This window comes from Nostoc sp. KVJ3 (genome assembly GCF_026127265.1).
Classification (GTDB): Bacteria; Cyanobacteriota; Cyanobacteriia; order Cyanobacteriales; family Nostocaceae; genus Nostoc.
The window spans coordinates 2,110,316-2,123,120 of record NZ_WWFG01000002.1 but is presented as its reverse complement, the minus strand read 5'-3'; the positions used below and the strand labels follow the sequence as shown (position 1 = coordinate 2,123,120).

11 protein-coding genes are annotated in these 12,805 nt (G+C 39.7%); 5 read left to right on the top strand and 6 right to left on the bottom strand.

Features of this window, described 5'->3' with window-relative positions; translation table 11 throughout:
• Positions 1-177: 177 nt before the first annotated feature.
• Positions 178-891 (bottom strand): hypothetical protein, encoded by a 714-nt coding sequence (locus GTQ43_RS25070; protein WP_265275417.1) that lies wholly within the window; start codon positions 889-891, stop codon positions 178-180.
• 1,369 nt (positions 892-2,260) lie between these two features.
• Between GTQ43_RS25070 and GTQ43_RS25060 the strand changes: the two genes are divergently transcribed.
• The 3 genes from GTQ43_RS25060 to GTQ43_RS25050 all read left to right on the top strand — a co-directional run bounded on the left by GTQ43_RS25060 (position 2,261) and on the right by GTQ43_RS25050 (position 4,881).
• Complete coding sequence (locus GTQ43_RS25060; protein WP_265275416.1) at positions 2,261-2,887, top strand: DUF1802 family protein; 627 nt, start codon at positions 2,261-2,263, stop codon at positions 2,885-2,887.
• A gap of 441 nt (positions 2,888-3,328) precedes the next feature.
• Complete coding sequence (locus tag GTQ43_RS25055) at positions 3,329-4,066, top strand: hypothetical protein (RefSeq protein ID WP_265275415.1); 738 nt, start codon at positions 3,329-3,331, stop codon at positions 4,064-4,066.
• 551 nt (positions 4,067-4,617) lie between these two features.
• Positions 4,618-4,881: a hypothetical protein gene (locus tag GTQ43_RS25050; protein ID WP_265275414.1), complete on the top strand. Its 264-nt coding sequence runs from the start codon at positions 4,618-4,620 to the stop codon at positions 4,879-4,881.
• Positions 4,882-4,925: 44 nt separating this feature from the next.
• On the opposite strand, the gene ggt is transcribed toward GTQ43_RS25050, so the two are convergent.
• Positions 4,926-6,725, bottom strand: a complete 1,800-nt coding sequence (ggt, locus tag GTQ43_RS25045) for a gamma-glutamyltransferase (RefSeq protein WP_265276545.1) — start codon at positions 6,723-6,725, stop codon at positions 4,926-4,928.
• A gap of 231 nt (positions 6,726-6,956) precedes the next feature.
• Here ggt and GTQ43_RS25040 point away from each other — a divergent pair, with 231 nt between their 5' ends.
• Entirely contained in the window at positions 6,957-7,688 is a 732-nt protein-coding gene (locus GTQ43_RS25040; RefSeq protein ID WP_265275413.1) for a phytochelatin synthase family protein, read from the top strand.
• Positions 7,689-7,751: 63 nt separating this feature from the next.
• Positions 7,752-8,381, top strand: a complete 630-nt coding sequence (locus GTQ43_RS25035; protein ID WP_265275412.1) for a Uma2 family endonuclease — start codon at positions 7,752-7,754, stop codon at positions 8,379-8,381.
• A gap of 68 nt (positions 8,382-8,449) precedes the next feature.
• Here the strand turns inward: GTQ43_RS25035 and GTQ43_RS25030 are convergent, their stop codons facing one another.
• From GTQ43_RS25030 to GTQ43_RS25015, 4 genes are all read right to left on the bottom strand, one after another.
• Complete coding sequence (locus GTQ43_RS25030) at positions 8,450-9,352, bottom strand: glycine betaine ABC transporter substrate-binding protein (RefSeq protein WP_265275410.1); 903 nt, start codon at positions 9,350-9,352, stop codon at positions 8,450-8,452.
• Positions 9,352-9,975, bottom strand: a complete 624-nt coding sequence (locus GTQ43_RS25025; protein WP_265275409.1) for an ABC transporter permease — start codon at positions 9,973-9,975, stop codon at positions 9,352-9,354. Before GTQ43_RS25025 ends, GTQ43_RS25030 begins: the two co-directional genes overlap by 1 nt.
• A complete protein-coding gene (locus GTQ43_RS25020) occupies positions 9,972-10,730 on the bottom strand; it encodes an ATP-binding cassette domain-containing protein (protein ID WP_265275408.1) in 759 nt (252 codons plus the stop codon). The genes GTQ43_RS25025 and GTQ43_RS25020 overlap by 4 nt, the downstream gene beginning before the upstream one ends.
• Positions 10,731-11,254: 524 nt before the next feature.
• A complete protein-coding gene (locus tag GTQ43_RS25015; RefSeq protein WP_265275407.1) occupies positions 11,255-12,772 on the bottom strand; it encodes a M16 family metallopeptidase in 1,518 nt (505 codons plus the stop codon).
• Between the last annotated feature and the right edge of the window lie 33 nt (positions 12,773-12,805).

Sequence of the window (12,805 nt, the reverse complement as noted above, 5' to 3'; positions counted from 1 at the left end):
TCTCATAAACTTAATTACTTAGGACTTACACACTTTACAAAGAACTTATGATGTGAATTAACGTAAACACGATGTTTCAGGTTTTTCCTTGATGGTAAATAGACCCGCATCGTAGGGGCAATTCATGAATTGCTCCTACGATGGATCTGGTTTTTTCTGTCAATGCGTAATTCCTAATTACTTAAGAATAGATGACTTAATTTCTTGCTCGATCTGATTACTAATAATCTCAGATCTCATAGCAGGTTTGTCTAGGTTAACCCTAATAAAATTAGTTTTATCTTTTCCTGTAAATTTTTTATCATTATCTGAGTCTTTGATAATTTTTAGAAAAATTGTATTTTGACTTGGAACCACAACCCAATTGATGATTTGAGTATTGTTTGGGGTAATTTGCTGGAGATTCTTACCTGATAAATCAGAAAGATATCCAACAGTAGCATCTTCGCCGTTAAGTTTTGTATCTACATTTGTGTCTTGGTCAATGATTTTATACAACCAAACTCTTGTAGGTGGCTTCTCTGCCGCTTTTACCTCTAAGAAATCAAAGGAGGTGATAATGGCTTTCTTATTTAATAAAATATGAGCTTCACCATCTTGCTTCCGATAAAAGATGATGTTAGATAATTGGTTATTTCTTTCATAAGAGCGTGACAAGCTTAAATCAATTTTTTTATCTTCTTTCTGCTCTGGAACAACAACAGGAATCATCAGATAATCTGATTGTTCTTTAATGATTAAATCTCCATAGACAAGATTTGCTTCGGGTTTTGATTTATCAGTTGCTTGTGCCTGTTCTGCTTTTTTACTAACAGAAGACTTACAAGAAAAGGAGAGGATAGTTATAATAATAACTGTAGTAATTTTATTTAAAAATCTATGATATTTCATCAAATTCCTCTAGGAGTATACATTACTGTCCTATTTTATTCTCTATTTTAAAATTAGTTAAAGTCTTAATTTGAGTTTATATTCTACAAAACAAGCCCACTTATGTGAGCTTGTTTATATATGTAAAATCAGTGAAGTATCTAAGCAAAAAGGTTTACGTTGCTTTAGAGACATTAACTGTTTTTGTTAATGTTATTTTAGTCTTACAATTAAATCTTCAAGCGTGAATTCCGGTACTATGCTGTACTGAGAAAAGTATATAGGAATCCGGTTTGATTTGTGAACAAAATTAAATATTTGTAGTAATGCACCTAAGAGGATGTTTGAAAAGTCCTGTTGTTGGTAGCAAAACGTTTGAGATCCCCCTAAATCCCCCTTAAAAAGGGGGACTTTGATTCCGGTTCCCCCCTTTTTAAGGGGGGTTAGGGGGGATCAACGAGTGCTTAAAATCACAGCCAAAAACTTTTCAAACAACCTCTAAGCATAAGTCATGGTGCGTTACAAACTTCGTTTTAACACACCCTACAATACTGGGAAAATTATATCACAATAAAATACCAAAAACCTAGTCAAGGTTGACCAGGTTTTATCGAGTTCACAGGTTTCAAATTGTTAAACTAATTAAGTAATTGAAGGTTAATAACTAGGGTGGACTGAATAACTAACAAACTCAGCATTCTTGCGTTTTTCCGCTTTAGGATTTGGCTTTACCTCAGACATGGGGTTTTTTGCCACTCATCTAATATTGATATGCTGAAATTTGCTTGGGTTGATGACAGGGGACACTAAGTCATTTACCCTTTTATAGGTTAGTTTTCTTGGTTGGGTGTCCTACTATTCAACTTATCACTTAGTTTGTGAGTTGCAATACTTAGTTTACTAAAGTTGACGTTTTGTGAGATTCTGCAATCTAGGTCAGAGATTTGATCCCTGACTATCTTTTGAAGAGAGTTGAGGAGATATTCGACAGATCGGCATAGCTAAATAAATTCTATTGTCATCAATTCCACATAATTGGACTGTTATCCAGATAGTAGGTGACAATTCTGGCGATCGCATCAATTTCTGCCAATTGTACTGTCTAGCCTTTGTTTAGGATAACGTGCCCTAGCGATCGCTGTTTGAGGTTGAGAAATTAACCACACTAAAGCCAACTGAGCAAGAGTACAATTATAGAAAAAGGGCTAACGAAATTTTTGTAGTGCTTGTTGAGCATTTTCCAAGTTTTAGCCTTGAAACAGTTTGTTTTTTAGCACGGTTATCTGGTGGGTTACTAGCGATCGCTTTTTCATAACTGCCCTAATTCATTTCCTTGGATAGTTTCAAACTTTATCGGTCTTAGCTTGAATTAAATCAGAGTTATATGTAGATGCTGATGGAATTGACTACAACTTTTCATGCTCTCAAAGAATGGGCAGTCGCCGTAAATGCCTTGGAAAGTGGCAAAACAATTATGTTGCTCCGTAAAGGCGGTATACATGAACGAAATGGACATTTCCAAGTTGCTCATAAGCAAATTTTGCTTTACCCTACTTATGAACATCAACAATCTTTCATGCTGAAAGCTGAGTATGCTAATGGTGTCTATCCAGTAACATCAGGTTGGCATCCAGAGACAATTCGCATCAGCAGTTGGGCTGAAATTACAGATATTTTGCCAGTTAGTGACGAATTTATTGTCAACACCTTGCTTCCCTTCCATATTTGGAACGAGCATTTTATTAGCGATCGCCTCAAGTGGAAACCACGCCAGCCTCTTTATATTCTCCTCCTACGGACGTATAAACTATTCCAAGAGCAAGAAATTCCTTATTATTCTAAGTACGGTGGTTGTAAGTCATGGATTGATCTAGAGCAACCAATTCACTTGGAAGGAGCAACACCAGTTTTGTCTGACTTTGCATACACCCAATTAGTACAGACAATTCGCGGCGTTGTCGGCGATAAAATGGAGAGAAAGATTGATCTCCTCAATTACAACTCGACCTTTGGCTAAACCTGGGTTGTATTATATCGTGTTCGCTCGATCGCTTATAAAACGTCATTGCGTACTCCGTTGGAGAATCTAAACGCGAACAGTGTCCCGTAGGGAAAAAGAAGGGTGCGGAGCGATCGCAATGACAAGTATTTATCCAAACATGATATAGCAATCCGATTTGATTTATGAAATTATTGGTGTAGGTAGGGAATGGGGAAGAAGCCTTTTTAAGTTGCACTAAGTTTTTCTCCAAACCAAAGATGATTCTCAATACTGTTCAGTTAAGGCAAGAGACGCGATAAATCGCCGTCTTTACAATAGGTAAGGCATAATCGCACAAAAACTAAATTTATGATTGCTTTAAGTATTTACACTTAAACTTTATGATTATTTTTTGAAAAATAATTAATACTATTAAGTATAAAGCTGAAGTTACTGTTAGTCTCAAGAAAGGAAAACATGAAGGCTGCGTTACGTCATATCTTAAAGCTCAAGAAAGAGTACAGCCACCTGCCATTTTTTGATTTTTTACGGGATGAGACTTTATCATCTCGTCAGCGCCTAGAATTTTATCCCTGTATGTCTCCTTTTATCATGAGCTTTGGCGATCTAAATCGCTACGTCATGCGCCAAGAGCCAACCTCAGATCCATATCAGGTTATGGTGAACGAACACTCTTATGAGGACGATCATCACTGGCTATGGTATTTGGAAGACTTTATCAAATTAGGCTTTGATCGCAAAAAAATCTCGCCCACTGAATATTTACAGTTTTTCTACAGCGATCGCACCGTAGTGAATCGCCTGTTGTCAGACAAGCTGGCTCATTTGATTTATAGCTCATCTGGTATAGTGCGTTTAGCTATTATTGAAGCCATTGAAGAAACAGGCAACGTCTTATTTGAACTAATTAGAAAACTGGCAGAAGAAATTGAAGAGGAAATGGGTATCGAATTACGCTATTGTGGAGAATTCCATTTTAGTAAAGAATCTGGTCATGCGATGACAAACGATCATACCATAATTGCAAACATAGAAATGGACGAGCAAACAACTGCTGAAGCTATTGAAAAAGTCAACTTGGTGTTTGCTTGGTTTACAGAATGGACGGAAGAATTGCTAGCCTATGCCAAGCAAAATCTAAATCATTCCTATGAGACAGTTTCACAAAAAATTAGTATGAGTTCAGTTGCTTAAAACAGAATTTAGAAGTCAGAATTCAGGAATTAGGAGTTAGAATTCTGACCTTTTTTTAATTAAAAATTAAAAGTTAAAAGTTAAAAATTAAGAATAATAATAATTTTTAATTAATTTTGGGTACAAGCCCCCACCCTTCGGGAATTAAAAATGCAAAATTAAAAATTAAAAATTTCAGAGAATCCCCTCAATTTTTAATTAATAATTTTTAATTGGAGCGAAGCGACTTGTGGTGGTTCAAGCCCCCACTGATTGCAATTTTTAATTAATAATTTTTAATTTTTAATTGGAGCGAAGCGACTTGACTCTTGGCTCCTTAATTCTGTTTGTTAAAAATACAGCAGATTGCAAACCCACGCTTAAAACAGTAGTTATTGCTACACACGATCGCAAAAAACGCGGATAACATGAGAAAAATCTCACCCTAGTAAACAAGGTGAGGCAAAGCTGTTTATCTTTCTGTCCAAAAATAGGCCACAAGGGTGATAAATGGCTTGACAAAAGTCTGATATTATGCGTTAGTAGTAAGCTAAAAGCAAAAGGAGTTTGCAATGCATCGACAAATGTGCTGGTTATCTAAGTCTGGTGGTGACGGAGAGAAAACTTTGTATTTGCAGACAGAACCCAATCAGCCTTGGCGGCCCTACACAGCTTTTGGACATTTGGCAGTGCCAGATTATCAAATACCAGGTGGTTCTAAAGGTTGGGCAACTTATCAAAAACTTCTCAAAGCAGGTTGGACACTAGTACCTAGCGCACGGGCAAATGAGTTTGGCAGCAGCAGCTACGCAGAGTCAACAACCCAAAATCAATAAGGGCATTGGTTATTTTCTCATCACTCCCTACTCCCTACTCTTTGTTAAAAACCTCTGGGGGAACCTTCACCGCGAGGATCTGCCGCACCTTCTAGAGTTCCATCAGATGTGAGTGCGATCGCATTACCATTACCCCAAGGTGTAGTTTCCTTAATTTTATGCCCCCGATGGCGTAAGTCTTCCATAGTCAGAGCATCTAAACCCCAGGATTCTACACGCAACTCATCGGGAAGCCATTGATGATGTATGCGTGGAACAGAAATAGCTGCGCCAACATCCATGTTGTATTCCAGCACATTCAGGATTATTTGTAAAACCTGGGTGATAATAGTGCTGCCACCGGGCGCACCTGCTGCCATGCGAAAATGACCATTTTCTGTAACAATTGTGGGAGTCATACTCGATAGGGGAGTCTTGCGGGGTGCAATGCTGTTGGCATCGTTACCAACTAAACCAAAGGCATTAGGTACTCCTGGCGCAGAGGCAAAATCATCCATCTCGTTATTAAGAACAATTCCAGTCCCCGGTGTTACTACGCCAGCACCAAAAATTAGGTTAACTGTGAAAGTCAGACTTACAGCGTTACGTTCTTCATCCACAACAGTAAGATGAGTGGTTTCAAGAGATTCATGGCGCGTCGCGTGTAGTTTCAGAGATTGATGGGATAAGGGGATAATATTTTTTCCTAAACTCTGATTATTAGTTTGGCTAAAACGTTGTAGCGTCTTTTGATCTACTGGCTTGACCTCGGTCGAGGGTCTAGCCACTTGCATATTAATTTCTTGACGGCGTTTTTTGGCGTAACCGGGACTGAGTAATTCTTGTACAGGAACTTTCACAAAATCAGGATCGCCTAAATATTGTGAGCGATCGGCGTAAGCAATCTTCATTGCTTCTACCATTAAGTGGATAGCGTCGGGATGATGCCAGCCCAAAGATTTTAAATCAGTATCACCGATAATATTTAAAATCTGCAATAGATGAACACCTCCCGATGAAGGTGGTGGCATTGAGCAAATTTTCGCTTTCCGAAAATTCCCACAAATGGGAGTCCGCCAGATTGGTTTGTAGGCTTTCAGGTCTTCTAGAGTAATTAAACCACCATTTTTTACCATATCAGCAGCGATCGCCCGCGCAATACTTCCGGTGTAAAAACTTTGGGGGTTTTGGGCAATTGCGGCTAAAGTACTTGCCAAATCACGCTGCACTAGCCTCTCCCCTGGTTGATAAAATTCACCATTGTGAGTGAAAATTTCCCGCGCTGCTGGATTGTTGAGAATTACTTGTTTGCGGGTATCGTTTGCTTGCAGAGAACGCCAGGTTGCTGCATTGCTAACTATAAAGCCATCTTTAGCAAGTGCGATCGCAGGTTTAATTACCTCTTGCCAAGGAAGTTTACCATAGCGATGATGCACTTCATAAAGTCCCGCCACCGTTCCTGGTGTCCCTACTGCTAAATAACCATTAATACTTGCATTGGGACGCAGCTTTCCTTGTGCATCTAAATACATATTTCTTGTAGCTTTCAGGGGTGCGCGTTCCCGAAAATCTAAAGCTTTCATCTCACCAGTTTTTTCAGAGTGCAGCAGCAAAAATCCGCCGCCACCGATTCCTGCTGAAAAAGGCTCAACTACAGAGAGTGCAAAAGTTGTAGCGACAGCGGCATCAACAGCATTACCACCTTTGCGTAACATTGTAACTCCTGCTTCACTCGCTAAAGGATGGGCTGAAACCACCATTCCCTTTTTGCTGCGTAGGGGTAAAGTTAAGGTAGCTGATGCAACTTGGCTATAAATAAAGAGGGTAAAAGAAGAGACTGCGATCGCTACCCTCAACCCAGGCATCGCAATTTGCTTAGGTTTGACAACAGTAAGCATTTTCATGTCATTTTTCCTAAAGTATTAGACTTGTTCAGCATCTTGGTGTGAGATTATTAATATTAGGACTTACGTAAAAGGACACGCTGTAAGGGCAATTCATGAATTGCCCCTACCATAGAATTAGGGTTTTAGATATTGTTTGCGTAAGTCCTAAATACGATCTGATTTGAAGATTTTACAATACTTGTAAATGCTATGTTACTAAAAGTCAGTAAAACATTTTTCCAAGCTTTAACTATTGGATTGTGCATCTCTAGTGGAAGTGTTCTTCCTCAAACATTACCACTTTCCCCTAACTTAGTAGGTTTTAATACCCCTGAAGGCGAAAAATTATTAGTTGAGAGTAAATCAAAAGAAGATTTTTTCCCACTGAGTATGCAATTCATCACTCAAAACAATCAGGCATATTGTGGTATTGCTAGTATGGTTATGGTCTTGAATGGTCTACAAATTCCAGCACCAGAAGCACCCCAATACAAGCCATATCGAGTATTTACTCAAGAAAACTTTTTTAGCAATGATAATACAAAAAAAGTGCTAAGTCCTGAAGTTGTTTCCCACCAAGGCATGACTCTAGACCAATTAGGAGAATTTTTAGCTAGCTATGGTGTTAAAGTTAATGTTTACCACGCTAGCGACACTAACTTAGAACAGTTCCGCAAACAAGCAGCAGAAAATTTAAAACAGCCGCAAAATTTTGTTTTAGTAAACTATTTACGCAAAGCAATCGGTCAAGAAAAAGGTGGGCATATTTCCCCTATAGCAGCATATAACGAACAAACAGATAGATTTTTAATTCTTGATGTTTCTCGTTATAAGTATCCACCAGTTTGGGTAAAAACAGCAGATTTATGGAAAGCAATGCTTACAACTGATTCTTCATCAAATAAGAGCCGTGGCTTTGTATTTGTAAGCAAAAGCCCATGAATCCTGTAATCGTTTATCCTCAATCTAAATAGTGCGATCGCAACATCTAAAATGTGAACTAATATGGATACCGTCATTACACCACAAAGAATAGAGTTACCACCTGGCGCAGTGTTGAAACTGTTGGGAAACTGGCAAGATTATCACGTATTGAGTCAGCAATTAGCCGATCGTTCCTCGCCTCGGATTAAATATCGCAGAGGAGAAATTTTGCTAATGGCACCATTACCAGAACATGGAAGAGATGCAAGCTTATTGGCAGATATTGCTAAAGTTCTGCTAGATCATTTAGAGCAAAGCTACGAATCATTTACGCCCATCACCATGAGCTTGCCAGAAATTAGTGGTATTGAACCAGACTATTCTTTTTACATTGAAAATTGCAGAGCAGTAGTAGGTAAAAAAAGAATTGATTGGGAATCAGATCCACCACCAGATTTAGCAATTGAAATAGATGTGACAAGCTACACCGACATTAATGATTACTTACCTTATCGAGTGCCAGAAGTCTGGATATTAAAAAAGAATCGGTTATTAATTTATAGATTACTCCTAGAAAGTTATGTACTTACAGAAAGCATCTACTTTCCTAACGTCAGAGAAATTGTGCAGCAGTGTTTTCAAATGGCCAATGAGCAAACAACAAGTGAAGTCATAAGGTGGTTAAAGAACTTTTTGCGTGGACAACAGTAGGGTGTGTTACAGCTTCCGTAACGCACCATTTCAGGTTTTGGTGCGTGACGCTAACCCTTAATTACGAATTATTTTAATCCTTTCGATTTGCGAAACTCCTGGACAACATCTTTAACATCACGTAATTCTCCCTCAACTAAATAGTTTAACTGCCGCATTTCATCTGCCGAAATCTTTCCAGCGAGGGAAGCGATCGCAGTTCTTAACTGAGGATATTTTTTTAATATTTCTTGTCGAACAATTGGCACAGTTTCGTAAGGTGGAAAATAATGTTTATCATCTTTTAAAACAAATAAACCCAACCGAGAAATCTGCCCATCGGTAGAATTTCCCGCCACCATATCTACCTGTTTTTGAATTAAAGCACGATATATTAAGCCCAAGTCCATGATTTGGGGTGATTTCACAAAACGTAGATTGTAAGTCTTAGCTAATCCAGCAAAACCATCTTCTCGTTCTAAAAACTCGTAGCCAAAACCGCCGCGCCACCGCGGTGTATATTGAGTAGCCTCAGAGAGAGTTTGAATGTTGTAGCGTTTAGCATCATCACCCCGGATAATCATCGCAAAAGTGTTTTCAAAACCTAAGCTTGGCATCACTTCTAAATTGAATTGCTGGGAGTATGCTTGTTTTAATATTTTATAAACTTCTTTAGGATCGTTAACTGTCTTTTGCTTTAAAATTGCAGTAAAAGCTGTCCCCGTATATTCAATATAAGCATCAATTTTGCCAGCAGTAATTGCACTATGACAAACAAAAGAACCACCTAAACGAGGGCGGCGAGATACTTTTAAATTAGTTGTTGCCTCAATTTGTTGTGCTAAAAGTTCACCTAAAATATCTTGTTCAGTAAAATCTTTGGAAGCAACAATAATATTGCCATCACTACTACTATTTATATGTGGTGTGCAGCTAGTAATTGCTAATAACAAAGCACAAGCTAAAAAGCACAATGCTAAAAATCTTTTCATTAACTTTTAATCTTTAATTTATTCTCCAACCAGCCAATTGCAAAGTCAGCCAGTAATGCAATTACTGCTGCCGGTACTGCACCAGCTAAAATTAGCTGATTGTTCACTACTGATATGCCGCGAAAAATAAAAACTCCCAAACCACCAGCACCAATTGCGGCTGCAATAGTTGCAATACCAATGCCAATTACCGTTGCTACTCGTACCCCTGCCAGAATTACTCCCATCGCCAAGGGAATCTCAACTTGTAATAACAATTGTCTATCTGTCATTCCCATGCCTCTCCCAGCTTCTCGAATCGCTGGATCTACACCAGCAATACCTGTGTAAGTGTTACGAATTATCGGCAGTAAAGAATATACAGTGAGGGCAATAATTGCAGGTACTGCACCAATTCCGGCAATCGGAATGAGTAAACCAAATAGCGCCAAACTAGGAATAGTTTGAAAAATATTTGCTATGACGAGAATTGGTTGGCGGAGATAAGTTTTGCGTGTAATCAAAATGCCTAAAGGAATGCCTACAAGTATAGCAATTCCAATAGCGATACCGACCAAAAATAAGTGTTCGAGAGTATGCTGAAGAATTTCTGGGGCATACTTAACGAGGAAGAAATTTTTCATAAATTTTCTGGGAAGGAACGCAGACATTTAAGAAAGGCTAGACTTTCTGGGTGTTGCGATCGCATAAATTCATCTGTTGTCCCTAATACTACCAATTCTCCGCCATACATTAAACCAATTCTTGATGCCAAAACCAAAGCTTCTTGAATATCGTGGGTGACAAACACAACTGTTTTGCCTAATTCTTGCTGCAAACGCCGAAACTCTTGTTGCAGTTCTAGACGCGTAATCGGATCGAGTGCGCCAAAGGGTTCATCCATCAACAACACTGGCGGATCTGCTGCTAAAGCCCTAGCTACACCGACTCTTTGCCTTTGTCCCCCCGAAAGTTCGTGCGGGTAACGCCCTGCAAATTGTGCTGGTTCTAAACCAATTAATTGCAACAATTCATAGACGCGCGTTTTAATTTGTTTTGGTTGCCAACCTTCCAAAGAGGGGACTAAACCCACATTACGTTCAACTGTAAAATGAGGAAATAAACCAATTTCTTGAATGACGTAACCAATTTTTCGCCGCAGTTTAATTTCATCCCATTCAGTTGTGGGAATGCTATCAAATAAAACTTCGCCTTGTGTCGGTATGAATAGGCGATTAATTAACTTCATTGTTGTGGTTTTGCCGCTACCACTGCGTCCAAGTAATACCAGTGCTTCTCCCTGGCGGATGGTGAAATTGAGATTTGACACCAAGGGGCGATGATTGCGGCTAAAGGTGACATTGCGGAATTCAACAGCAGTTTGGTTATTTTGCGGCATTAGTGGCTTTTGATATAGGCACGTATTACATTATTTACTAATTTTGCTACGACATCACTACAGTAGACATCTCCGATAATAAATGTAGAGACGTAGCACTGCTACATCTCTACAAGGGTTCTGGATAACGCATATTTAATTTCACCAGATGTCTAGTTTAAAGAAAAAACCTCTGGAATCCCCAGAGGTTTTGGTTCCTGATTTAGTTTCTATTGGTTACTACAATTTGTCCTGAGTCATTTCCTGATAAAGAAGCAAATTATCTGATTTGACTAGAGACGCGATAAATCGCGTCTCTACTTAAGTAACCATGCAGAATTAATTACAGTCATTGCGAGCGAAGCGAAGCAATCCCAGCCCCCACGTTCGCGAAGCGTGTCCGAAGGACTTATGCTTCATTTAGCTATCTCTACGAGACGCTACCGCGTTAAGCGAAGCTATGCCGAAGGCTTTACGCTCCATTCGCAATGACATTGTGTAATTAATTTTGTTTAACTACTTATCGTTGCGATCGCAATTTGTGATTACTTCTTCGCCTGTGGTTGCGAACCAGGAATCGTTACATCGATTGGTGTCACCTTTGCTGCTAGCTGCGTCAATGGCGGTTGAATGGCGGCTTGATTCCCCACCACTAGAGTCACAATCTTTTCTGGCTTGAGGTATTCTCGTGCTACCCGTTGTACATCAGCAGCTGTGGTGGCGGCGACGGCTTTTTGATAGCGAAAGAGGAAATCAGCGGGATAGCCGTAATATTCGTATCGCATCAACCGTGATAAGGTTTGGCTGGGATCTTGAAAGTTGAATACAAAGGAGTTGAGAGTAGATTCTTTAGCATAAGCCAGTTCTTTTGCTGTGACTCTTTGAGTTTGGGTACGCTTGATTTCAGCTTGTAAGGCTTTGACAAACTGCACGGTAGCATCCGATCGCGTTTGTCCACCAGCAATAAACATCCCAGGATAATCGTAGCGGGGACTCCATTGGCCATAGACAGAGTAAGCTAAACCTTGGCGCGATCGCACTTCATTAAATAAGCGTCCTCCAAATCCATTTAACACCCCATTCAAGACATCCAGTGTTGCATAATCGGGACTGTCAAACCGTCCGCCTAAATGGCCGAGAAGCACATTACTTTGGGTTAGTTGTGGTTGATTAACAAAAAAGACTCCACCTGTATTAGCTGGCGAAACGTCTGGTAACTTGGGTTTAGCAATCCCTGGGTTACGATTCCAGTCGCCAAACTTAGCTTGAATTAGCGATCGCATTTTCTGAGAGTCAAAATCGCCCACAATCCCCAAAATTATATTATTAGGGTGGAAATATTGCTGATAAAACTCGATCAAATCCTCACGCTCAATCCGATCCACCGTTGCATACTCTATAGTGCGAGAGTATGGACTATCTTTCCCATAGATCAATTTTTTAAATTCTCGATTGGCAATCCCATTCGGATTATCATTGCGACGGGCAATACCACCCTTAGCTTGAGTTTTCGCCAAATCTAGCTTTTCTTGAGCAAATGCTGGCGATCGCAGCACCTCAGCAAATAGCCCAAACACCGTTTCTAAATCTTCACTCAATGCATCAAAGCTAGCACTACCAGAACCTTCACCAATACTAGCTTCCACAGATGCCGCCCGTTGTTCCAATATCTGATTGAGTTCATCAGCCGAATGTTGCTTAGTTCCCCCAGTTCGCATTACCGCGCCAGTAAAACCCGCTAACCCAACCTTCTCCATTGGTTCCAAGCGATTCCCTGTTCTGACAAACGCCGTCCCATTCACCAAAGGCAATTCGCGATCCTCCATTAAATAGACAACCAAGCCATTTTGGAGAACAAACCGCTCATATTTCGGTATCTTAATCTCAGGTAGCGCCGGTAGCTGCAACTCAGTATAGTGCTTTGCCTCAACCGTCGCCGCCAGAGAAAAATTACAAGTTAAAAGTAAACACGCAAAAACAGCAACCAATGCATAAATTAACCCCTTCCCATTCTTGATTTTCAAAGCCATCCGCCTTTTACCCTTCATCTTGTGCCTCTTCATATCTCTCTACCTCTGCGCCCTCAGCGTCTCTGC